Origin of the sequence: Bradyrhizobium aeschynomenes (assembly GCF_013178945.1) — a bacterium.
GTDB lineage: Bacteria > Pseudomonadota > Alphaproteobacteria > Rhizobiales > Xanthobacteraceae > Bradyrhizobium > Bradyrhizobium aeschynomenes.
Map to the genome: position 1 here is coordinate 252,888 of NZ_JABFDM010000008.1, position 22,955 is coordinate 275,842.

The following is a 22,955-nucleotide window of genomic DNA, read 5'->3' on the forward strand; positions in this document are numbered from 1 at the left end:
CGTCAGCTCCACCCCGCCAGTCTGAGCAGCACACCGGCGGCACACGCGGCGGCGAGCACCGAGAGCATGCCGAGCTTGAGGCGGAGCACGCCGACAGCCGCAGCGAGCGAGAGGATGAGTGCGCCGCCGTCGACGCTCGAGAGCACCGGCGCATCGAAATCGAGGCCGAAGCCGCCGACGGCCACGGTCTGGCGAAACAGCGTATGCAGCGCAAACCAGATCGACAGGTTGAGGATCACGCCGACGACGGCCGCGGTGATCGCACCGAGCGCCCCCGCGAGCCCTTTGTTGCCGCGCAGCCGCTCGATATACGGCGCGCCGACGAAGATCCACAGGAAGCACGGCGCGAACGTCACCCAGGTGGCCAGCAGGCCGCCCAGCGTGCCGGCGATCAGCGGCGACAGCGATCCGGGATCGCGCGCGGCGGCGATGAAGCCGACGAATTGCAGCACCATGATCAGCGGCCCTGGCGTGGTCTCGGCCATGCCGAGCCCATCCAGCATCTCGGCAGGGGCGAGCCAATGATAGTGCTCGACCGCCTGCTGCCCGACATAGGCGAGCACCGCATAGGCGCCGCCGAACGTCACCATCGCCATCTTGCTGAAGAACAGTGCGATCTGGCTGAACGTATTGGCAGGGCCGAGCGCCGCCAGCAGTGCCGCGACTGGCCCGAGCCACAGCGCGAGCCAGACCAGCGCTGTGATGATCGTGCGCCGCGCATTCGGCTTGGCCTGCTCGGGCAGGACCTCGCCGAGCGCGCTGTCGCCATCGCCGTTGGAGCCGGCTCCATGTCCGGCTGCAGCGAACTCGGAGCGTCCAGCGCGCGCGCCGAGATAGCCGATCAAGCCGGCGGCGATGATGATCAGCGGAAACGGAACGGCGAAGAAGAAGATCGCGATGAACGCCGCGGCGGCGATGCCGATCATGACATTGTTGCGCAGCGCACGACGGCCGACGCGCACCACCGCCTGGATCACGATCGCGAGCACGGCCGCCTTCAGCCCGAAGAACAGTGCCTCGACGAACCAGACGTGGCCGAATGCGGCATAGATCCAGCTCAGCGCCATGATCGCGATGATGCCCGGCAGGATGAACAGCCCGCCGGCCATCAGGCCGCCCGCGGTCCGATGCATCAGCCAGCCGATATAGGTCGCGAGCTGCTGCGCCTCAGGGCCGGGCAGCAGCATGCAATAGTTGAGGGCGTGGAGGAAGCGGCTCTCGCTCACCCAGCGCTTCTCGTCGACGATGATCCTGTGCATCACGGCGATCTGGCCGGCCGGACCGCCGAACGACAGCAGGGCGACGCGCAGCCAGACCCTGAACGCCTCGGTGAAGCTGACGCCATGGATGGCGTCAGCCGCGGTGGGGCTCGGCGATGAGACCATGTCTGTCATGGCTTCACCTTGTTGGTCGGCCAGTTGTGCGTCTCGCTGGTCGCGTCGCGGCACCAACGATAGAAGGCGTCGTAGAGCCCGAGGCCTGCCTCGAGCTGGGTGAGATCGTCATCATGGATGCGCGACAGCCCGAGCGAGGCAGCGAGCAAGCCCGGCGCTTCGGGACTGAGATCGAGACGGGCGGTGTCGGCGGCGCGTACGATCGTGGCCAGCCGTTGCAGGGCCGGCGTGATCAAGCCGAATTCCTCGACCATGACGTCGAAGGTGCAGAGCTCGCCGCGATGACTCCAGAACGTGTTCTCGATGTCGAAGGGCATGGCCTTGAAGCGCTCCCCCACCGCGGTGACTTCGGAGGGCGCGACGTAGAGAAACACGGCCCGCGGGTCGACGAAGCGGCGGATCAGCCAGGGGCACGCAATGCGGTCGATCTTCGGCCGGGCGCGGGTCACCCAGACCGTGGGTCCTGCCGGGTCGTGCTGCTGCGGCAGCTTGTCGACGGGGACCAGCGGCAGACCTGCGGCCTTCCATGCCTCGAAGCCGCCCTCCAGCGACTCGGCCGGCGCGCCGGCGACGCGCAGCCATGCGGCGGCCCCGTGCGACAGCTTGGCGCCGCGCTGGCAGATGACGATCACGGCACGGCCGGTGAAGTCCTGGCTCCATTGCGGAGCGTCCTCGGCGCAGCGCCGGATGGAGCCGGGCACCAGCCGCGGATCTGCGGAGAAATCATCAGCTGTGCGAACGTCGATCAGCACCGGGCGATCCGGAGTTCCGATCAATCGGTTGAGCTTGTCAGGAGAAATCGATGCGAAGGATGACATGATGCGTCCTCGTGCCGGAATGGCGGGACGCGATACTTGGGCATGTCGCCTCGTGGGGAGATCGCGAAGTCCCCATGCGGAACATTACAGCGGAACCGGTTGGTCCTGTCAATCGCGGTGCAGGGCGGTCGCTTTGCTCTGTGGTAACGTGCGCATCGCGCCCTGCCGGGCGCGCCGAGGCGGATGCGGGTGAAGCGAGGAGAACGGGCCGATGTCATCGCAAGCGGACCATTGGGCGCATGATCACGTCTTCCTCGGCGCCGGGCACGAGCGCAACGAACGCCGGACATGGTTCGTCGTCGGCCTGACCCTGGTGATGATGGCCGGCGAGATCGCCGCCGGCTCGCTGTTCGGGTCGATGGCGCTGCTCGCCGATGGCTGGCACATGGGCACGCATGCGGCCGCGCTCGGGATTGCCGGGCTCGCTTATCTGTTTGCCCGCCGTCACGCCCGCAACCCGTCCTTCACTTTCGGCACCGGCAAGTTCGGCGAGCTCGCGGCGTTCTCGAGCGCTCTCATATTGCTGATCATTGCGATACAGGTGGCCTATGAGAGCGGCATCCGGCTGCTCAACCCGGAGCCGATCGCCTATGGCGAGGCGATCGCGGTTGCGGTCCTCGGTCTTCTGGTCAATCTCGTCAGCGCCTGGCTGCTGGCGGACTCCCACCAGCACCATCATCATGGCCGCCACCACGGCGGTCATCACCACGATGATCACGGCGAGCGCGATCACCACCATGGCCATCATCATCACCATGATCATGGTCATGGTCACCACGACAACAATCTGCGCGCAGCCTATCTGCACGTGCTGGCGGACGCCGCGACCTCGCTGCTCGCCATCGGCGCGCTTCTGATCGGCATGGGTCTCGGCTGGAGCTGGGCGGACGCCGCTGTCGGCCTCGTCGGCAGCGCCGTCATTGCGAGCTGGGCCTACGGCCTGATCCGCGACGCCGGTGCGGTGCTGCTCGATGCCAATGCCGACCGGCGGCTGGAGGCCACGATCCGGGCGCGGCTGGAAGCGGGCGGCGACCGCGTCACCGATCTGCATCTCTGGCAGGTCGGGCCCGGCCATCGAGCCGTCGTCGTGTCGATCGTCTCTCATGCTCCGCTGGCGCCGGCGATGTACAAGCAGCGGCTGAGGGACCTGCACGGGCTGAGCCATGTCACTGTCGAGGTGGAGCACGGCCTGCATGCTTGAATTACGCCCTGCGATCGAGATCGAGGAACTGCCCTGATGACCGTGACGATCTATCACAACCCCGCCTGCGGTACGTCGCGCAATACGCTGGCGATGATCCGCGCCTCGGGCGAGAAGCCGGATGTGATCGAGTATTTGAAGACGCCCCCCAGCCGCGAGCAGCTGATCGCGCTCATCAACGCCATGGGCGTCAAGGTGCGCGACGTCCTGCGTGAGAAGGGGACGCCTTATGCCGAGCTGGGTCTCGATGATCCCGAATGGAGCGACGACCAGCTGATCGAGGCGATGCTCGCGCATCCGATCCTGATCAACCGGCCGATCGTGGTGACCGGCAAGGGCGCGCGGCTGTGCCGACCGTCCGAGCTCGTGCTCGACCTGCTCGAGCATCCCGTCGCTTCCTTCACCAAGGAGGACGGCGAGGTGGTGAGCCGGCCGGCCTGACGCGTTGGTGAGTTGGAAGCATGGACATCACGGCCCGCCTTGATCTGACCAATTGGCTCGTCGCCCAGAGCCTGACGGGGTTGCCGGAGAACGACATTCTCCGTGGATTCTGCGAGCGCTGCCGCGAGGCCGGCCTGGAGCTGTCCCGCGGGCTCACCTTCATCGATACCCTGCACCCGATCTTCGAGGGGCGCGGCTTTCGCTGGAACGAGTCCGCGAGCAACGAGTCCGACAGCTTCGAATATGGCTCCAGCAATGACGGCGAGGCCGCGCAAAACTGGCGGCGCTCGGTGTTTCACCACATGCTGGAGAAGGGCCATGACGAGTTCAGCATCGACCTGACCGATTGCGCCCATCTCGACTTCACGATGATCCATGATCTGTCGGCCAAGGGGCACCGGCATTTCCTCGCCTTCGTCCACCAGTTCGGCGAGGCCGGCACGCTCGGCCAGATGGATTGCTTCTATTCGTACTGGCTGACGCGGCGCGACGGCGGTTTCACCGCGCCGCAAATGGCCGCCTTGCGCGATCTCATTCCGCTGCTCGCGCTTGCAATCAAATCGGCGCAGCAGGTCGACATCGTGCGCACCCTGGGGCGCGTTTATCTCGGCCGCGATGCGTCGGAGCAGGTGCTGCGCGGGCGCATCTCCCGCGGTGTCACCGAGCGCATCAATGCCGTGCTCTGGTTCTCCGACCTGCGTGGCTCGACGGCGATCTCCGAGAGCATCTCGCCGGACGAGATCATTCCGCTGCTCAACGACTATGCGGAGGCGTCGATCGACGCGATCTACGATTCCGGCGGTGACGTGCTGAAGCTGATCGGCGACGGCGTGCTGGCGATCTTCACCGGCGGGGACATGGGCGCGGCGCGCCAGGCTGCGCTGCGCGCGGAGCATCGCTTCCGCCTCAACATCGCCAAGCTCAATGCGCGGCGTGCCGGCGAGGGACGGCCGGTAACCTCGGCCTATGTCGGCCTGCATCTCGGCGAGGTGTTCTACGGCAATATCGGCAGCGATGACCGGCTCGATTTCACCGTGGTGGGCCCGGCGGTCAACGAGGTCAGCCGCATCGCCTCGATGTGCCGCTCGGTCGATCGCGAGCTGCTGGCCTCCTCGGAGTTCTGCGCGGGCCTCGACGAAGAGGGGCGCCGCTACCTGGTCTCGACGGGGCGCTACGCGCTGCGCGGCATCGGCCGTGCGCAGGATCTCTACACGCTCGATCCGGAGATCGCGGCGAGCCCGTCGGCGGCGCGGGCCTACGAGAGCTACCTCGCGGACGAGATGTCGCACCCTTGACCCACGTCAATGCCCGGAAGATGCGAGTCTGCCCCATCATCGGTCGGGGAGATGACGCTCATGTACACGCATATCTTGTTGCCGACGGATGGTTCGGACCTGTCGAAGGCCGCGATCAGGCACGGCGTCGCGCTGGCGAGGGCGACGGGCGCAAGGATCACGGCGCTGGTGGTGTCGACGCCGCTGCATTCGCTGGTCGTCGATCCGCACGCCGCCACCAAGGCACTGGCGCAGTACAAGTCGCTGGTGGCGGACCAGACCGCAAAGTATCTCGACCACGTGAAAGAGGATGCGGAGCAGGCCGGCGTTGCCTGCGCCACGCTCTGCGTCGAGCACGACAAGCCCTATGAGGCGATCGTCGAGACGGCGCGCAACGAGGGCTGCGATCTGGTGCTGATGGCTTCGCACGGGCTGCGCGGCGTCTCGGCCATCCTGGGCAGCGAGACGCTGAAGGTGCTGACGCATTCGAGCGTGCCCATTCTCGTCTATCGCTAGGCCGGCTGCGGCTCCGGCTGTCGCGCGATCGCGACGGCGGGCGAGGTCAGGATCACCAGCGCCTGCAGCCCGAAGATCGCGGCGACGAGATAGAGACAGACGTCGGCGCCGTAGCGCCCGCCGACGACGGCGCCGAGCAGCGAGCCCAGCGGTCGCGCGCCGTAGCTGAGGATGTTGATGGCCGAGACGCGCCCGAGCAGCCCGGCCGGTGTCACCGATTGCCGCAGCGTGGTGGTCGAGATCACCCAGAGGATCGGCCCGGCCCCGAGCATGAAGAAGCTCAGCGCCGCGAGCAGAGGAGAGGGGACGAACGTCGTCAGCGCCATGACCAGCGCAGCGGCGAAGCCGGTGACCGGACCGAGCCCGATCACGGTGCCGAACGGCAGACGCCGCAGGATCCGCGTTGCCAGCAGCGCGCCGCAGACCATGCCGATTCCGAACATCGACAGCACCGTGCCCACACCGCCCGCCGACAGGCCGAGCCGGTGCACTGCATAGGGCACGAACACGGCAAGCAGCAGGAAGTGCGCGGTGTTGAAGATGAACTGTGTCACGAACACCGGGCGCAGCAGCGCATGGTGAAGCACGAACGCCGCCCCCTCGCGGATGTCGGCGAGCGGATGGCGGCGGGGCACCGGCGCACGGCTGGGCTCGGCGATGCCGGCAAGGCAGAGTGCCGCGATCAGCGACAAGGCTGCGGCCACACCGAATGCCGGCGCGCCGCCGATCCAGCCGACCAGCATGCCGCCCAGTGCGGGGCCGCCGGCAAAGGCAACCGTGCGGGCGAGCTCGATCCGCGCATTCGCAGTGGCCAGCCGGGCCGGTACCACCAGGCTCGGCACCAGGGCCGGTGCCGCCACGCTGAAGACGACGGTGCCGCACACGGCCGCGAACCCGAGCGCAGCGAGCAGCGGCAGCGTGAGCACGCCGCTCGCAAACGCCACGAGGATCGCGAGCAGCGCGAGCGCGCGCAGCGCCTCCGCTGCGGCCATGAGCAGCCGCCGCGGCATACGGTCGGCGAGCAGGCCGGCAGGAATGGCGAACAGCACGAAAGGCGCGGTGAGGGCGGTCTGCAGCAGCCCGGTCTCGCCCTCGCCGACGCCGAGGGCAAGCACAGCGACGATCGGTGCCGCAGCCAGCGCGATCTGCTCGGCCGATTGCGCCGACAGGTTCGACCAGGCGAGGCGATGGAAGCTGGCGGGCAGGGCAGGTGGAGCGGGCATGGCGGAACCTGATGTGATGAGCCAGCATCATCGGCGCGAAGCATCCCGCGCGCCCACCCGCTTTCCGATCGCGCTGGAGGCCGCTTCCAGGCCGGTGGGCATGATCGGATCGTAGGGCGGCCTCGTTAATCCGTGGGGCCGCGGGCTGGTGCAGAGCACCTCGTTTACGGCCGCCGAAGTCGAGCACGCGCATGCCGGCTTCGCGCGGCGTCCAGAAGGGGACCACCGCCGCCGCATTGTCAGTGGGACGCTTGATCCGATAGTCTGGATCTACGGCTTCATGGCCATCGTTGTAGATGTGGGTCCTGAACTCCCCGATGTTCCAGTCGTTGAACGCGTCCGTGAACGGAACGCCGCAAGCTGCGCGGTGCTGATCATAGATCGGCACGCCGGACAGCGGAGCGCATGCGAGGGCTGGCAGGGCCGGTTCATGTCGACGACGCCGTAGCGATAGCCGGGACCGTCACAGATCTTGCAGGGCGCAGGTGAGTTTGAGACCGAGTTGGGCAGACAGTATGTTGGACCTCATCCGTGGGCAGGTGGCCTGTTCCCGATTCGCGTGCGTTGCAAACAGGCGACGAAGTCGCAGAGGCGGTCTCGCCCGATGATCAAACGGTATCCGAATAATTCCAAGATCCGCCACAATTCGCTCTTGCAAATAAGTTGCATTAAAGGTCGGTTTCGTTCAGGATGACGGCATGGACGCAAAATCGTCAGACCTTTCGCAGCTGCATGCCATGGTTCCGCCGAGCGACCGCCCGATGACGGGGGGATGGCGCGGCGAGCGCGGTGAGCCGTCTCTGGGCGACATGTTCGCGACGGTCCGCACCGCAACCAAGGGATCGCTCTGGCGAAAGCTGCTGGCGTTCCTCGGACCCGGCTATCTGGTCGCGGTCGGCTACATGGACCCCGGCAATTGGGCTACGTCACTCGCGGGCGGGTCCAAGTTCGGATACGTGCTGCTTTCGGTCGCGCTGCTGTCCAACCTGATGGCGATCGTGCTGCAGTCGCTGTGCACGCGGCTCGGCGTCGCCACCGGCCGCGACCTGGCCCAGGCCTGTCGCGACTCGACCCCGCGCTGGGTCTCGGTCCCGCTGTGGCTGTCGGCGGAGATCGCGATCACCGCGACCGACCTCGCCGAGGTCATCGGCACGGCGATTGGTCTCAGCCTGCTGTTCGGGCTGCCCCTGTCGATCGGGGTCTGTGTCACCGCCCTCGACGTCTTCCTGATCCTGGCGTTGCAGGCGTTCGGCTTTCGCTGGATCGAGGCGTTCGTGGTCGCGCTGCTCGGCATCATCGCGCTCTGCTTTGCGATCCAGATCGCCATGGCGCAGCCGGACTGGGCCCTGGTGATCAAGGGCTTCGTGCCGAGCAGCCAGCTGATTGCCAATCCGGAGATGCTCTATCTCGCGCTCGGCATTCTCGGCGCCACGGTAATGCCGCACAATCTGTACCTCCATTCGGGGCTGGTGCAGACCCGTGGCTATGGCGACAGTCCCGCGGAGAAGCGCGAGGCGATCACGCTTTCGACGATCGACTCCACGATCGCGCTGTGTCTGGCGTTGACCATCAATGCCTCCATTCTGATTCTGGCGGCGGCGACGTTCCACCGGACCGGGCAGCTCGACGTCGCCGAGCTCGATCAGGCGCATTCGTTCCTGGCTCCCTTGCTGGGATCGACGCTGGCTCCGACATTGTTTGCGATCGCGCTGCTGTGCTGCGGCCTCAATTCGACGATCACAGCGACCTTGTCAGGTCAGATCGTGATGGAAGGATTTCTCCATTGGCGCATCGCGCCGTGGCTGCGCCGCCTGATCACCCGCATGATCGCCATCGTGCCGGCCGTGGTGGTGACGATCTGGGCCGGCGAGAAGGCCACCGGGCAGCTGCTGATTCTCAGTCAGGTCGTGCTCAGCCTGCAGTTGCCGTTCGCGATCGTGCCGCTGGTCCTGCTCACCGCGAGCCAAGCGAAGATGGGACAATTCGTGGCGCCACGCTGGCTCACGGCGATTGCGACTCTGATCGCGGTCGTGATCATCGCCCTCAACGCCAAGCTGGTGTGGGATCTGGCCACGGGATGATGTGAGGCGAATGGCGAATAGGAGTAGCGGATAGGGGAAGTTGGAAGCGCGCTATCCGCTACTCCTATTCGTCATTCGCCCTCTTTCACTCCTGCGGCTCTGGCGCAGTGTCGCCTTCGGCGTCCACGCGGAGCCAGCCGGCCGCTGCAAGCCGCTGCTGCGGCAGATAGCGGCTCTTGTAGTCCATCTTCTTCGAGCCTTCGATCCAGTAGCCGAGATAGACGTAAGGCAGTCCCTGGCGCCGCGCCCGCGCGATGTGGTCGAGGATCATGAAGGTGCCGAGCGAGCGCGTGGTCTCGGACGGGTCGAAGAACGAGTACACCATCGAAAGGCCGTCGCTGAGCACGTCGGTCAGGGCGACCGCGACCAGCTCGCCGCCCCTGGCGTTCGGACCGTTGCTCAGGTTGCGGCGGCGGTACTCGATGATTCTCGTCTCGACATGGCTGTCCTCGACCATCATGGCGTAATCGAGCACCGTCATGTCGGCCATGCCGCCATGGCGATGGCGCTGATCGAGATAGCCGCGGAAGATCGAATATTGCTCGGACGTCGGTACCGCGCTGCGCTGCTCGCCGATCAGGTCGGAATTGCGCGCGAGCACCTTGCGGAAGTTACGCGAGGGACGGAATTCGTTGGCGATCACGCGGACCGACACGCAGGCCCGGCACTGATCGCAGGCCGGCCGGTAGGCGATCGACTGGCTGCGGCGGAAGCCGCCATGGGTGAGGAGGTCGTTGAGATCGGTCGCCTTGTCGCCGACCAGATGCGTGAACACCTTGCGTTCCTGCCGGCCCGGCAGATACGGGCAGGGCGACGGCGCGGTCAGGTAGAATTGCGGGGTGTCACGCGAGTGCTGGGTCAAGGAACGTCGTGAGCCTCCGAGGCGGTCAACAACAGAATTGCGCTCCGAAGCCGGCCGGTCAATCGGTTTTGATGGGTCACCTGCGGTCTCACCACGTCCGAGCCGGCTGGGCGGGTTGCGAGCGGACCGACGTATTGATGACGACCGTGCCGAGCACGTAATCGTGCAGCAGCCGGCGGCGTCCGTTGAACAATCCGATCAGCAGGATGAAGGGCGACAGCGCCGATACTGAGATCCAGAAGCACACCGCATGCACGGCACCGAGCACAAAGTAGCCGGGCGCGCCGTACCAGGTCCGCAGCTCCAGATCCATGACCCGCATGCCGATCGTTGCCGAGTTCGGCCCGCCGATGGTCGCGCCATAGTAGACGATCGCCCAGATCACCGAGGCTGGCGAGACCAGCCAGAACAGCGCCCAGCCGAGGCCGAGCGTGACCACGCCGAAGACGGCAATGAAGATGACAGCCAGGATAACGGGGACCGCGAGCACCAGGAGGTCGATCAAGAACGCAATCATCCGCCGCGTCAGCACGCCGCGAAACAGCTCCAGCTGCTGATGGGGATCATAGGCATGCGGCCGCGGACTCGTCCCGCCACTGGACCAGCCGTGGTCGTTGCCGGGGCTCGCAGACGCCATCGATGGACCCTCCCGAATTGGCAACCAGGACATGGGAACAGCACGCGCGCTTGCAAGAGGCGATCCTTGCAATGCGCGCGGCAAATTTCCGGCGTTTTCGCGATCTATTGCGCGGAGAGCCGCATGTCCGGGCGTCGAAACCGCACGGCGCGTCGGGTCCGCTCAGCCGTGGCGGCGCAGCCGCTCGGCGGCCTGAGGCGCGAAATAGGTCAGGACGCCGTCGGCGCCGGCGCGCTTGAAGGCGAGCAGGCTCTCCATCATCGCCCGGTCGCCGTCGATCCAGCCATTGTTGGCGGCCGCCGCGATCATCGCATATTCGCCCGACACCTGGTAGGCGAAGGTCGGCATGGCGAACGTGTCCTTCACCCGCCTGACGACGTCGAGATAGGGCATGCCCGGCTTGACCATCACCATGTCCGCGCCCTCGGCGATGTCGAGCTCGACCTCGCGCAGCGCCTCGTCGCTGTTGGCGCTGTCCATCTGATAGGTGCGCTTGTCGCCGGTCAGCGTCTTGGCCGAGCCGATCGCGTCACGGAACGGGCCATAGAAGGCTGAGGCGTATTTGGCCGCATAGGCCATGATCTGCACGTCGAGGAAGCCCGACTGGTCCAGCGCCTGGCGGATGGCGCCGACCCGGCCGTCCATCATGTCGGAGGGCGCGATGATGTCGCAGCCGGCTTCGGCCTGGACGAGGGCCTGACGCACCAGCACCGCGACGGTCTCGTCGTTGAGAATGCGGCCGTCCTTGAGCAGGCCATCATGGCCGTGGCTGGTGAATGGATCCAGCGCCACGTCGCAGAGCACGCCGATCTCCGGAAACTCCTTCTTGATGGCGCGCACGGCCTGGCAGACCAGATTGTCAGGGTTGCACGCCTCCGAGCCGTGCTCGTCGCGCAGCGACGGCTCGGTGTAGGGGAACAGCGCAATGCAGGGGATGTCCAGCTTGGCGGCGCGCTCGGCGTCGCGGACGATCTCGTCGACGCTCAGCCGCTCGACGCCCGGCATCGAGGCCACCGTGCTGCGGGTGCGGTCGCCTTGCACGACGAACAGCGGCCAGATCAGGTCGTCGGTCGTCAGCACGTTCTCGCGCACCATCCGGCGCGCCCATTCGGCCTTGCGGTTGCGCCGCGGCCGGATGGTCAGATCGAGCACCGGCGGTGCTCCCGCCGCCGGGTTACGCGCAACGTCGCGCAGGTCGATCGGGCGCCCGAATTTGATCGCCATGGGGTGCTGGCTCCTTGAGCTGGCCGGCGAGCCGGATTTGATTTGTTGGTATTCCAACAATCTGTAGCACTTCGCCCTCCGCCCGTCACTTGACCTGACGCAAGTGGTCCGGGTTGATTTCCGGCCGGGTTGATTTCACGGTGCGGGATGGCCAAGAACGGCCCAGAATCGCCATCCTCCTGGTCTTGAGAGGTCCTATGTTCCCCATGACGATCTGCCTGAGCCGCCATGCCTGAGATCCCCTCGGCGCGAGACCTGGCGCGCGACAATGCCGCCATGTCCATTGCCGCCATGTCCTCAGATCGGCGCGAGGGTGACGAGAACGTCTGGACGCGGCGGCTCGTGCTGTTCCTGCGCGTCATGGCGATGCTGTCGATCGTCAAGGGACTTTATCACTGGGCGCAGGTGACCGGCTTCATCGGCGGTGAGGACGATGCGTTCGAGAACCAGGCCATGGCCTGGCAGGCCGCTACCGTCTATTTCGCGGTGATCGAGCTGGTCGCCGCCGTGGGCCTGTGGCTGGCGACGCCGTGGGGAGCGGTGGTGTGGCTTACCACGGTGGTCTCGATGGCGGTGATCGAGCTGATGTTCCCGGGCATCTATGGTGGCAATCTGGTGGTGGTTGCCGGCGAGGCGGTCATGCTTGCCGCCTATCTCGTATTGGCCTGGATGGCTGCGCGCGAGCGACCACCCTAGGTGGTGCGTTCCAATCGTTGCCCGGCGTAAATCCTTTCAACGCATTGCGGGTAATGTTTCGAACACCTTAAGAGCGTTTGCCACAGCTGTTACAGACACCTTAGCGTGCAAGCCGTAGCTGTTTTGGAATGCGACAGCGGGATGAAACGAACCGCGAACATCGCCTCTCGACCGTCAACGGACTCTTGCAAAAGCCTCTGTAATTACTGAGTTAAAAGACGATTCACTCTCCGCGATTCATTCTCTCTTTATGCTCTTATTTAAGGCGATCTTCAAAGCACGCCCCTTAAGTTCGCTCTATCAGACGGGACACAAGTTTCGTCGAATAAGTCGACAAAAACGACGACAGGGGAAGTGTCATGATGAAAGCCGTTGCGACGGCCGTGGAGACTGCTGCGCCGGGTCAGGGCGGCACCGTCCAGTCGCTCTATCTGGAAGCCCTGACGCTGGTGGAGCGGCTGCATCGCCGCCTGCTCGACGTCATCAAGGACGAGTTCGATCGTCGCGGTCGTTCCGACATCAACTCGGTCCAGGCGCTCTTGCTCTATAACATCGGCGACAAGGAGCTGACCGCGGGCGAGCTGCGCACGCGCGGTTACTATCTCGGCTCCAACGTCTCCTACAACCTGAAGAAGCTGGTCGAGCTCGGTTTCCTCGATCACCAGCGCTCGCGCGTCGATCGCCGCTCGGTCCGCATCCGCCTCACGCCGCAGGGGCAGGAGATCCGCCGCATCGTCGACTCGCTGTATCAGAAGCACGTCAAGACCGTGGAGCAGGTCGGCGGCATTTCGAGCGAGGAGTTCTCCACGCTGAACAAGTCGCTGCATCGCCTCGAGCGGTTCTGGACCGACCAGATCCTGTATCGGCTCTGACACGCGCACATCGTTTCGGTTGAGCCGGCCTCCCATCGCGGAGATTCAAGACCGGACAGCCGTCTGAGTTCGACCTTGCGTCGGTCCCGCTGGGGCCGGCGCTTTTTCTTTTGGTATTTCTATTCGCTGTTGCGAGAAACTTTCGCTCTGAACTGGAACCAACCAGGCTGCCACGACTTGTCCCCGCCGGAGGTTGGATCATGCTGCACGATCGCGGAATGCAGGTGATGAACGTGGAGGTGGTCGCCGACTCCTACGCGATCGCGGCAAACTATCTGCGCCTGTCAGGTGCGCTGCCGGACACGATCACGCCGAACGAGCAGCTCGTCGACATCATCGTGCAGCTGATCCACCGCGGAGAATTCAACAAGCTCAGGCTCGCGAACAAGGCGATCTCGATGTTCGAGATGGCGCACTCGGCCTGACGATCAAGAGGGGATGATATGGAAGCCGCCATCGATCGCATCATGCACACATACGACCTGCTGGCGAACCGCACCGCTGCAGCCAGCGAGGAAGCGCGGCGCAAGGTCAGCGCCTACATCCAGACCTTGTTCGAAGCCGGCGAGCGTGACCCGCATCGTCTCACCGTGTGCGGCCTGACCTATCTGCGCCAGCTCGACGGTCGCGTTGATCCGGTGAAGGCGGGCTACACTGGCCTCTGATGTCTTCGGCGCGCGATGACTCGCGCGACGCTTGCCTCATAATACCGACAACCTGTATGAGACCGTCCGGTTTCATGCAGGTTGTTTATTTTTGGGGGATCGATGCGTTTGGTGTCCCGAGTTATTGCGACAGCGGCAATCTTGGCCTTCGCGTGCGGAGTGCTGGCTCTGCCTACGAGGAGCATGGCTGAGACGGTCTGGCCCCAGAAGGGACTGAACAGTCGAGAAGCACTGGCCAGAATAGGCGCCTGCGTAGAGACGACGATCACGAAAATTGCTGGTCGGTTCGATGAGCCGCTGTCGCCGACCCCGTTCAAGCTCGGCGAGAAGCTCGACGAGTATGGTGAGCCCATGATGGATCAGGGCGTCCACGTGCTGTACCAGAACGGCGCCGAGCAGATCGACTCGGCATGGAATGCCGCCGTCGCGCATTCCAAACTGGGCGATCCCGTGCGGCTCTGCACCGTCTGGAAGCCGAAGAAATGCCCGCCCGGCGATGACCGGGGACGAATCTACAAGGCGACCAACCTGCGGACCAAGAAAACCTGGAAGATGTCGGAAAGCTGGCACTCCTGCCGCGGGGCCTAAGCAGGGGCTTGTTCCAGCGGCCGTCCACCATATCTGGCGCAAATAGCCGGTTTGACCCGCAACCGCTTGGCCTGTCCCTTGGCCTGCCGCCGCCCGTATGGTAAGGGCAGGGGTCTTTTCCGACCGCCTTCACTGAACCGACCGCCGGCCGCCTAAGGCCTTGCGGACGTGGAGATATTCCGCCGATGACCGCTTCAAGCGCCAAGCCCGCCTCGTCAGTCGATTCCTTCTTCTCCGCCACCCTGGCCGAGGCCGATCCCGAGATCGCCGCCGCCATCAAGGGTGAGCTCGGTCGGCAACGGCACGAGATCGAGCTGATCGCCTCGGAAAACATCGTCAGCCGGGCGGTCCTGGAGGCCCAGGGCTCGGTCATGACCAACAAATACGCCGAGGGCTATCCGGGCGCGCGCTACTATGGCGGTTGCGAATGGGTCGACGTCGCCGAGAACCTCGCGATCGACCGCGCCAAGAAGCTGTTCGGCGCCAATTTCGCCAACGTCCAGCCGAACTCCGGCAGCCAGATGAACCAGGCCGTGTTCCTGGCGCTCCTGCAGCCGGGCGACACCTTCATGGGTCTCGATCTCGCCGCCGGCGGCCATCTGACCCACGGCTCGCCGGTCAACATGTCCGGCAAGTGGTTCAAGGCCGCGCACTACACGGTGCGCCGCGACGATCACCTGATCGACATGGATGCGGTGGCGAAACAGGCCGAGGAAGTGAAGCCGAAGCTGATCATCGCCGGCGGCAGCGCCTATTCGCGTCCGTGGGACTTCAAGCGCTTCCGCGAGATCGCCGACAGCGTCGGCGCCTACCTCCTGGTCGACATGGCCCACTTCGCCGGCCTCGTCGCCGGCGGCGCTCATGCCTCGCCGGTGCCGCATGCTCACATCGTCACAACCACGACCCACAAATCGCTGCGCGGCCCGCGCGGCGGCCTGATCCTTTGGAACGACGAGCAGTTCACCAAGAAGCTGAACTCGGCGATCTTCCCCGGACTGCAGGGCGGCCCGCTGATGCACGTCATCGCGGCCAAGGCGGTGGCGTTCGCAGAGGCGCTGCGGCCGGAGTTCAAGGTCTACGCGAAGAACATCGTCGAGAATGCGAAGGCGCTGGCGGAATCGCTGCGCGCCCAGGGTTTTGACATCGTCTCCGGCGGCACCGACAACCACCTGATGCTGGTCGACCTTCGGCCGAAGGGGCTGAAGGGCAACGTCTCGGAGAAGGCGCTGGTTCGCGCCGGCATCACCTGCAACAAGAACGGCATCCCGTTCGACCCCGAGAAGCCGTTCGTCACCTCGGGCCTTCGTCTCGGCACCCCGGCGGCGACCACCCGCGGCTTCGGCGTCGCGGAATTCCAGCAGGTCGGCAGCCTGATCGCCGAGGTGCTGAACGCGATTGCGCAGTCCTCGGAAGGCAGTGCGCCGCTGGTGGAAGCCGCGGTCAAGGACAAGGTGAAGGCGCTGACCGACCGGTTCCCGATCTATCAGTAAGGCTTGAAGCCACAATGCGCTGCCCGAGCTGCAACAGCCTCGATACGCAGGTGAAGGACTCCCGCCCCACCGAGGACTCCTCGGTGATCCGGCGGCGGCGGGTCTGCGTCACCTGCAACTTCCGCTTCACGACCTTCGAGCGGGTGCAGCTGCGCGAACTCACCGTGATCAAGCGCAACGGCCGCCGTGTGCCGTTCGATCGCGACAAGCTGATGCGCTCGGTGCAGATCTCGCTGCGCAAGCGCTCGGTCGATCCGGAGCGGGTCGAGAAGATGGTGTCGGCGATCGTGCGCGAGCTGGAGAGCGGCGGCGAATCGGAAGTGTCCTCGGAGGCGATCGGCGAGATCGTGATGGAGCATCTGCGCGATCTCGATGACGTCGCCTATGTCCGCTTCGCCTCGGTCTATCGCAATTTCCGCGAGGCCAAGGATTTCGAGGCCGTGCTCGGCGAGCTCTCGGCCGAGGACGAGACGCCGCGGCTGGCGCCGGTCCGCAAATGATCTTTCGGGTCCTGGTCGATCAGGTCGGCGAGAAGCTGAAGGCGCAAAAGGACGCCGACCGCCGCTTCATGCAGCTGGCGCTGGCGATTGGCCGGCGTGGGCAGGGGCGGACCTGGCCGAACCCGGCTGTCGGCGCAGTGGTGGTCAAGGATGGCATCATCGTCGGCCGTGGCTGGACCCAGCCGGGCGGGCGTCCGCATGCCGAGCCGGAGGCGCTCCGGCGGGCGGGCGAGGCGGCCAAGGGTGCCACGCTCTACGTGACGCTCGAGCCGTGCTCGCATTTCGGCAAGTCGCCGCCTTGCGTCGACGCGGTGATCGCCGCCGGCATCAGCCGCGTCGTGTCCGCGATCGAGGACCCCAATCCCGAGGTCGCGGGGCAGGGGCATGCGAAGCTGCGTGCCGCCGGCGTCCAGGTCGAGGTCGGTCTCTGTTCGGCCGACGCCAAGCGCGACCATGCCGGCCATTTCCGGCGTATCCGTGATGGCCGGCCGCATGTGATCCTCAAGCTCGCCGTCTCGGCGGACGACAAGATCGCAGCCGGCGGCAGCAAGCCGGTGGCGATCACTGGCGAGACCGCGCGGACGCGCGTGCATCTGCTGCGTGCCCAGAGCGACGCGATCCTGATCGGCGTGCGTACGGCGATCGCCGACGATCCGCTGCTGACCTGCCGGCTGCCGGGGATGGAGTCCCGCTCGCCGGTGCGCGTCGTGCTCGATCCAATGCTGCGGCTTCCCATGACGAGCCGGCTGGTGCAATCAGCGCGAACCACGCCGCTCTGGATGGTCGCATCCGCGCTAGCGGAGCCCGCGGCGGCAACCAAGCTCGGTGCTGCCGGTGCCCAGGTCATCCGTGTGCCGCCGCAGGCCGAGCCATCGGCGCTGGAGCCGCCCGCGGTGCTCAAGGCGCTCGCCGAGAAGGGCATCACCCGCCTGATGATCGAGGGCGGCAGCCGCATCGCATCATCCTTCATGGCGAGCGGCTTCGTCGACGAGATCTGGCTCCTGCGCGGTCCCGGCACGATCGGCGCCGACGGGATTGCTGCGCTGGATGCATTGCCGCTGACCGCAATCACGCAGTCGCAGGCCTATCGCGTTCGTGCTAGCGAGACGCTCGATCCCGACACCCTTACGATTTACGAGCGCGTGTAATGTTCACCGGTATCGTCACCGACATCGGCGAGATCGTCAGCCTGACGCCGCGGACCGAGGGCAAGCTGCACCGGCTGCGGATCGCCTGCAGCTATGATCAGGCTACGATTGCCGATGGCGCGTCGATCGCCAACAACGGCGTCTGCCTCACGGTTGTGCAGTCGGGTGTCGCCGACGGGAAGACCTGGTTCGAGGTCGATGCTGCGGCGGAGACGCTGGCGCTGACGACCGCCAGGCACTGGCGCGTCGGCTCGAAGCTCAACCTGGAGCGGGCGCTGAAGATCGGCGACGAGTTGGGCGGTCACATTGTCTCCGGCCATGTCGACGGCATCGCCACCATCGTCAGCCGCGAGAACCTGCCGGACATGGCGCGGTTCGTGTTCAAGACCACGCGCGAGCTGGCACCCTTCATCGCCACCAAGGGCTCGATCACCCTCGATGGCGTGTCGCTGACGGTCAACACCGTGGACGATCTGACCTTCTCGGTCCTGATCATTCCGCATACGCTCGCGGTCACCACGCTGTCATCCTGGCAGGCCGGCAGCGAGGTCAATATCGAGGTCGACCTGATGGCGCGCTATGCGGCGCGCCTCACGGAAATGAAGTAGCCTCCAAGCGAGGCTTTCCGTCTTGGCTTTGCCGGCGCTCGCGCCTACAAGGCCAGCCCTCATGGCGAGGCGGCGCTGATGCGCCGGTTCGCAGCACGAGGCCAATTTCATCTCGTCCTTCGCGATGCGGCCCATTGGCCGCTCCCTCAAGGGCGAGGCAGCTGAAGACAATGGAAACCGAACCATGGCAGACGCACGGCGCGCGCCGCTGAAAGACCAGACCGACATCTCCGGCGCCCGGGCGCTGATCGTGGAAGCCCGCTTCTACGACGACATCCAGGACGCCATGCTGGAGGGCGCCACCGCCGAGTTGAAGGCGGCCGGTGTGAGCTACGACGTCCTCACCGTAACCGGCTCGCTGGAGATCCCGGCGACGATCGCGATCGCGCTGGATGCGGCGGCCAAGACTGGCAAGCCCTATGATCTCGCGATCGCGCTCGGCTGCGTCATCCGGGGCGACACCATCCATTTCGAGATCGTCTCGCAGGAATCCTCGCGGGCGCTGATGGACCTCTCGGTCGCCCGCGGCCTGCCGCTCGGCAACGGCATCCTGACGGTCAACAATGAGGACCAGGCGTGGGCGCGCGCCCGCGTGTCCGAGATGAACAAGGGCGGCGATGCCGCGCGGGCTGCGCTGGCCGTGCTGCGCATCAAACGCCGCCTGGCGCGAGGCTGACATGGCCGAAAGCAGCAACAGACCCTTCAAAGGCCCGGTCCGCGCCAACGACCGTAAGGCCAACCGCCGCGGGGCCGCGCGCCTCGCCGCCGTTCAGGCGCTCTACCAGATGGACATCGCCGGCGCGGGGATCAACGACGTCCTGGCCGAATTCGAGAGCCACTGGCTCGGCAACGAGGTCGAGGGTGAACAGTATCTGCCCGCCGAGGCCGCGTTCTTCCGCGACATCGTCTCCGGCGTGGTGCGCGACCAGACCAAGATCGATCCGGTGCTCGATACCGCGCTGGAGCGCGGCTGGCCGCTGCAGCGGATCGACGCGATCCTGCGCGCGGTGCTGCGCGCCGGCGCCTATGAGCTGGAGCGGCGCAAGGACATTCCGGCCCGCGTCGTGGTGTCCGAATATGTCGACATCGCCCATGCCTTCGTCGAGCGCGATGAGACCGGCATGGTCAACGCCGTGCTCGAGCAACTCGCCCGCCAGTATCGCGGCGACGAGATGGGGCCGAAGTAGGTGATGGCGGCGGGCGCAGCATTTCTGCGGACCGACGCCGTGCCAACGTGTTTGCTCCGCCGTCATCACCCGCGAAGGCTGGTGATCCAGTATTCCAGAGACGTTCGATGGATACGGAGGGGCCGCGGCGTACTGGATCGCCCGGTCAAGCCGGGCGCTGACGGCGGAGACTGGGGAGGGCGCCGATGACCCGAACTCCGTCCGGCGAAGACTCCCTCATCGCCCGCTACTTCAAGCCGCTGGCCACCGACCCCGGTGCTTTCGGCCTCGTCGACGACGCCGCCATCATCCCGGCCTCGGGCGACGACCTCGTCGTCAACACCGACGCCATCGTCGAAGGCGTCCACTATCTTCCCGACGACCCGCCCGGCACGATCGCCCGCAAGGCGCTGCGGGTGAACCTGTCCGATCTCGCCGCCAAAGGCGCGGTGCCCGCCGGCTTCCTGCTGACGCTCGCGCTGCGGCAGAAAGATGAGGCCTGGCTCGCGGCCTTTGCGGCCGGCCTCGGCGAGGACGCCGCGGCCTTCGGCTGTCCATTGCTCGGAGGCGACACCGTGTCGACGCCGGGGCCCGTCATGGTCTCGGTCACGGCTTGGGGCCGTGTCCCCCGGGGACGGATGGTGCACCGCTTCGGAGCGCACCCCGGCGACCGGGTGATGGTCACAGGCACGATCGGCGATGCGGCGCTCGGCCTGCGTATCCTGACGGGCAAGGCGGAGACGGCTGCGCTGGACGCCGATCCCGCCGCGCGGGATATGCTGATCGGCCGCTATCGCGTGCCGCAGCCGCGCTGCGGATTGGCGGCTGCCGTGAGGGACTACGCGACGGCCGCGATGGACGTCTCTGATGGCCTCGCCGGCGACCTGACCAAGCTTTGTGCTGCCTCCTCCGTGAGCGCCGACATTGCTCTGTCACGTGTCCCGACCTCATCAGCAGCGGCAAGGCTGCTTGCTGCGGGATCGGTCGAACTGGAAACTTTGATCTCGGGCGGCGACGACTACGAGATCCTTTGCACAGTTCCCGCAGCGCAATGCGAAGCATTCCGCGCTGCGGCTGAGACGGCCCGGGTAGCCCTGACCGATCTCGGCACCATCGTCGAAGGCGCGCACCCGCCGCGCTTCCTGGACGGGCAGGGCCGTCCAGCTGCGCTGACGCGCTTATCTTACAGCCACTTCTGACATCTGTTCGCAACCGCACATTGCGACCAAAGAAGCGTCTGAATTTGGAGCGGTTCAGGCGTCGCGGCGTTGCGTCATCATGGCGATTTTGGCAAGGTCCATGACGTTCGAGGCGGCTCCGCCCGGAGCGGCCTGACAGGGGGCGTGCGTCGCACCATCGCGGCGTGACGTAGTTAGAAAAGCAAAGAGCCGAGGAAACTAAATGTCAGCTTTATGGGTGATCGTGCTCTGCGGAGCGCTGTCGATCGTCTACGCGATCTGGGCCACACAATCGGTGCTCAGCGCGGACGCCGGCAATGCGCGGATGCAGGAAATCGCGGCGGCCGTGGCCGAGGGCGCTCAGGCCTATCTCCGCCGCCAATACACGACGATCGGAATCGTCGGCGTCGTGATCTTCGTGCTCCTTGCGTATTTCCTCGGCATGCTCGTCGCGATCGGCTTTGCGATCGGCGCGATCCTCTCCGGCGCCGCCGGCTTCATCGGCATGAACGTGTCGGTGCGCGCCAACGTCCGCACCGCGCAGGCCGCCATCACCTCGCTCGCCGGCGGCCTCGAACTCGCCTTCAAGGCCGGCGCCATCACCGGCCTGCTCGTCGCGGGTCTGGCGCTGCTCGGCGTCACCATCTACTTCGGCATCCTCACCGGCTTCATGAAGCTCGCGCCCGACAGCCGCACCGTGATCGATGCGCTGGTCGCGCTCGGCTTCGGCGCCTCGCTGATCTCGATCTTCGCCCGTCTCGGCGGCGGCATCTTCACCAAGGGCGCCGACGTCGGCGGTGACCTCGTCGGCAAGGTCGAGGCCGGCATCCCCGAGGATGATCCGCGCAACCCCGCGACCATCGCCGACAACGTCGGCGACAATGTCGGCGACTGCGCCGGCATGGCCGCCGACCTGTTCGAAACCTACGCGGTGACCGCGGTCGCCACCATGGTGCTGGCCGCTATCTTCTTCGCCAAGTCGTCGCTGCTCGCCAACATGATGACCCTGCCGCTCGCCATCGGCGGCATCTGCATCATCACCTCGATCGCCGGCACGTTCTTCGTCAAGCTCGGCGCCAGCCAGTCGATCATGGGCGCGCTCTACAAGGGCCTGATCGCGACTGGCGTGCTGTCGCTCGCCGGTGTCGCGATTGCGATCGGGTGGCTGATCGGCTTCGGCAAGCTCGACGGCGTCGACTACACCGGCACCGCGCTGTTCGTCTGCGGCGTCGTCGGCCTGGTCGTCACCGGCCTGATCATCTGGATCACCGAATACTACACCGGCACCGACTTCCGCCCGGTGAAGTCGATCGCGGCCGCCTCGGTGACCGGTCACGGCACCAACGTGATCCAGGGCCTCGCCATCTCGATGGAATCGACCGCGCTGCCCGCGATCGTCATCATCGCCGGCATCCTGGTCACCTACAGTCTCGCCGGCCTGTTCGGCATCGCGATCGCCACCACGACGATGCTGGCGCTGGCCGGCATGATCGTCGCCCTCGACGCCTTCGGCCCGGTGACGGACAACGCCGGCGGCATTGCCGAAATGGCCGGCCTGCCCAAGGAGGTCCGCAAGTCGACCGACGCGCTCGATGCGGTCGGCAACACCACCAAGGCCGTCACCAAGGGCTATGCGATCGGCTCGGCCGGTCTCGGCGCGCTGGTGCTGTTCGCGGCCTATAACCAAGACCTGCAGTTCTTCATCGCGGATTCGGCGCACCATCCCTATTTCGCGGGGATCAAGCCGGACTTCTCGCTGAACAACCCGTATGTCGTGGTTGGTCTGCTGTTCGGCGGCCTGCTGCCGTATCTATTCGGCGCGATGGGCATGACCGCGGTCGGCCGCGCCGCCGGCGCGATCGTCGAGGAGGTGCGCCGGCAGTTCCGCGAGAAGCCGGGCATCATGCAGGGCACGGACAAGCCGGATTACGGCAAGGCCGTCGACCTGCTGACCAAGGCGGCGATCAAGGAGATGATCATTCCCTCGCTGCTGCCGGTGCTGTCGCCGATCGTCGTCTACTTCCTGATCTACGCGATCGCGGGCGGTGGCGCGGCTGGCAAATCGGCGGCGTTCTCGGCCGTCGGTGCCATGCTGCTCGGCGTCATCGTCACCGGCCTGTTCGTTGCGATCTCGATGACCTCCGGCGGCGGGGCCTGGGACAATGCCAAGAAGTACATCGAGGACGGCCATTTCGGCGGCAAGGGCTCGGATGCGCACAAGGCGGCCGTCACGGGTGACACCGTCGGCGATCCCTACAAGGACACGGCGGGCCCGGCGGTGAACCCGATGATCAAGATCACCAACATCGTGGCCCTGCTGCTGCTGGCGATCCTGGCGCACTGAGTAGCGTGGTCCGAAAACAAAGCCCCGCG

At 66.0% G+C, this 22,955-nt stretch carries 24 protein-coding genes; 18 read left to right on the forward strand and 6 right to left on the reverse strand.

Features of this window, described 5'->3' with window-relative positions:
* Window positions 1-2: 2 nt before the first annotated feature.
* Together chrA and HL666_RS23585 are read right to left on the reverse strand one after the other, a co-directional pair.
* A complete protein-coding gene (gene chrA / locus HL666_RS23580) occupies window positions 3-1,394 on the reverse strand; it encodes a chromate efflux transporter (protein ID WP_172183893.1) in 1,392 nt (463 codons plus the stop codon).
* Window positions 1,391-2,212, reverse strand: coding sequence for a chromate resistance protein ChrB domain-containing protein (locus HL666_RS23585; RefSeq protein WP_172183894.1), 822 nt, complete (start codon window positions 2,210-2,212; stop codon window positions 1,391-1,393). Before HL666_RS23585 ends, chrA begins: the two co-directional genes overlap by 4 nt.
* Before the next feature lie 211 nt (window positions 2,213-2,423).
* Between HL666_RS23585 and dmeF the strand changes: the two genes are divergently transcribed.
* Genes dmeF through HL666_RS23605 form a run of 4 tightly spaced genes read left to right on the forward strand, consistent with a single transcriptional unit; the run spans window position 2,424 to window position 5,644 of the window.
* Entirely contained in the window at window positions 2,424-3,413 is a 990-nt protein-coding gene (gene dmeF / locus HL666_RS23590; RefSeq protein WP_172183903.1) for a CDF family Co(II)/Ni(II) efflux transporter DmeF, read from the forward strand.
* 36 nt (window positions 3,414-3,449) lie between these two features.
* Window positions 3,450-3,854, forward strand: a complete 405-nt coding sequence (gene arsC, locus HL666_RS23595; protein WP_172132712.1) for an arsenate reductase (glutaredoxin) — start codon at window positions 3,450-3,452, stop codon at window positions 3,852-3,854.
* Window positions 3,855-3,874: 20 nt separating this feature from the next.
* Window positions 3,875-5,149, forward strand: a complete 1,275-nt coding sequence (locus HL666_RS23600; protein WP_172109732.1) for an adenylate/guanylate cyclase domain-containing protein — start codon at window positions 3,875-3,877, stop codon at window positions 5,147-5,149.
* A 60-nt stretch (window positions 5,150-5,209) separates the two neighbouring features.
* A complete protein-coding gene (locus tag HL666_RS23605) occupies window positions 5,210-5,644 on the forward strand; it encodes a universal stress protein (protein WP_172109731.1) in 435 nt (144 codons plus the stop codon).
* On the opposite strand, the gene HL666_RS23610 is transcribed toward HL666_RS23605, so the two are convergent.
* Window positions 5,641-6,867 (reverse strand): MFS transporter, encoded by a 1,227-nt coding sequence (locus HL666_RS23610; RefSeq protein WP_172183905.1) that lies wholly within the window; start codon window positions 6,865-6,867, stop codon window positions 5,641-5,643. The genes HL666_RS23605 and HL666_RS23610 overlap by 4 nt on opposite strands.
* A gap of 698 nt (window positions 6,868-7,565) precedes the next feature.
* On the opposite strand from HL666_RS23610, the gene HL666_RS23615 reads away from it, so the two are divergent.
* Window positions 7,566-8,948: an Nramp family divalent metal transporter gene (locus HL666_RS23615; protein ID WP_172109729.1), complete on the forward strand. Its 1,383-nt coding sequence runs from the start codon at window positions 7,566-7,568 to the stop codon at window positions 8,946-8,948.
* 85 nt (window positions 8,949-9,033) lie between these two features.
* On the opposite strand, the gene HL666_RS23620 is transcribed toward HL666_RS23615, so the two are convergent.
* The 3 genes from HL666_RS23620 to hemB all read right to left on the reverse strand — a co-directional run bounded on the left by HL666_RS23620 (window position 9,034) and on the right by hemB (window position 11,671).
* Window positions 9,034-9,810: an arginyltransferase gene (locus HL666_RS23620; protein ID WP_172109728.1), complete on the reverse strand. Its 777-nt coding sequence runs from the start codon at window positions 9,808-9,810 to the stop codon at window positions 9,034-9,036.
* Window positions 9,811-9,898: 88 nt separating this feature from the next.
* The gene (locus HL666_RS23625) at window positions 9,899-10,447 is read right to left on the reverse strand and encodes an RDD family protein (protein ID WP_172183907.1); all 549 of its coding nucleotides are present in this window, start codon (window positions 10,445-10,447) and stop codon (window positions 9,899-9,901) included.
* A 162-nt stretch (window positions 10,448-10,609) separates the two neighbouring features.
* The gene (gene hemB / locus HL666_RS23630) at window positions 10,610-11,671 is read right to left on the reverse strand and encodes a porphobilinogen synthase (RefSeq protein WP_172109726.1); all 1,062 of its coding nucleotides are present in this window, start codon (window positions 11,669-11,671) and stop codon (window positions 10,610-10,612) included.
* A gap of 228 nt (window positions 11,672-11,899) precedes the next feature.
* Here hemB and HL666_RS23635 point away from each other — a divergent pair, with 228 nt between their 5' ends.
* The 13 genes from HL666_RS23635 to HL666_RS23695 all read left to right on the forward strand — a co-directional run bounded on the left by HL666_RS23635 (window position 11,900) and on the right by HL666_RS23695 (window position 22,926).
* The gene (locus HL666_RS23635) at window positions 11,900-12,367 is read left to right on the forward strand and encodes a DUF6163 family protein (RefSeq protein WP_172109725.1); all 468 of its coding nucleotides are present in this window, start codon (window positions 11,900-11,902) and stop codon (window positions 12,365-12,367) included.
* Between the two features lie 359 nt (window positions 12,368-12,726).
* Window positions 12,727-13,239, forward strand: a complete 513-nt coding sequence (ldtR, locus tag HL666_RS23640; protein WP_008962376.1) for a transcriptional regulator LdtR — start codon at window positions 12,727-12,729, stop codon at window positions 13,237-13,239.
* 200 nt (window positions 13,240-13,439) lie between these two features.
* The gene (locus HL666_RS23645) at window positions 13,440-13,664 is read left to right on the forward strand and encodes a hypothetical protein (protein WP_172183909.1); all 225 of its coding nucleotides are present in this window, start codon (window positions 13,440-13,442) and stop codon (window positions 13,662-13,664) included.
* An 18-nt stretch (window positions 13,665-13,682) separates the two neighbouring features.
* The gene (locus HL666_RS23650; protein ID WP_006612770.1) at window positions 13,683-13,904 is read left to right on the forward strand and encodes a hypothetical protein; all 222 of its coding nucleotides are present in this window, start codon (window positions 13,683-13,685) and stop codon (window positions 13,902-13,904) included.
* Between the two features lie 183 nt (window positions 13,905-14,087).
* Window positions 14,088-14,492 (forward strand): hypothetical protein, encoded by a 405-nt coding sequence (locus HL666_RS23655; RefSeq protein WP_246741613.1) that lies wholly within the window; start codon window positions 14,088-14,090, stop codon window positions 14,490-14,492.
* A 185-nt stretch (window positions 14,493-14,677) separates the two neighbouring features.
* A complete protein-coding gene (gene glyA, locus HL666_RS23660) occupies window positions 14,678-15,982 on the forward strand; it encodes a serine hydroxymethyltransferase (RefSeq protein WP_172109723.1) in 1,305 nt (434 codons plus the stop codon).
* Window positions 15,983-15,996: 14 nt separating this feature from the next.
* Entirely contained in the window at window positions 15,997-16,482 is a 486-nt protein-coding gene (gene nrdR / locus HL666_RS23665; protein WP_011927287.1) for a transcriptional regulator NrdR, read from the forward strand.
* A complete protein-coding gene (gene ribD, locus HL666_RS23670) occupies window positions 16,479-17,630 on the forward strand; it encodes a bifunctional diaminohydroxyphosphoribosylaminopyrimidine deaminase/5-amino-6-(5-phosphoribosylamino)uracil reductase RibD (protein ID WP_172183911.1) in 1,152 nt (383 codons plus the stop codon). The genes nrdR and ribD overlap by 4 nt, the downstream gene beginning before the upstream one ends.
* Entirely contained in the window at window positions 17,630-18,238 is a 609-nt protein-coding gene (locus HL666_RS23675) for a riboflavin synthase (RefSeq protein WP_172183913.1), read from the forward strand. The genes ribD and HL666_RS23675 overlap by 1 nt, the downstream gene beginning before the upstream one ends.
* A gap of 184 nt (window positions 18,239-18,422) precedes the next feature.
* Window positions 18,423-18,914, forward strand: a complete 492-nt coding sequence (gene ribH, locus HL666_RS23680; RefSeq protein WP_172109720.1) for a 6,7-dimethyl-8-ribityllumazine synthase — start codon at window positions 18,423-18,425, stop codon at window positions 18,912-18,914.
* 1 nt (window position 18,915) lies between these two features.
* Window positions 18,916-19,425, forward strand: coding sequence for a transcription antitermination factor NusB (gene nusB, locus HL666_RS23685; protein WP_172109719.1), 510 nt, complete (start codon window positions 18,916-18,918; stop codon window positions 19,423-19,425).
* Window positions 19,426-19,610: 185 nt separating this feature from the next.
* Complete coding sequence (gene thiL, locus HL666_RS23690; protein WP_172183915.1) at window positions 19,611-20,603, forward strand: thiamine-phosphate kinase; 993 nt, start codon at window positions 19,611-19,613, stop codon at window positions 20,601-20,603.
* 202 nt (window positions 20,604-20,805) lie between these two features.
* Complete coding sequence (locus tag HL666_RS23695) at window positions 20,806-22,926, forward strand: sodium-translocating pyrophosphatase (protein WP_172183917.1); 2,121 nt, start codon at window positions 20,806-20,808, stop codon at window positions 22,924-22,926.
* Window positions 22,927-22,955 lie beyond the last annotated feature (29 nt).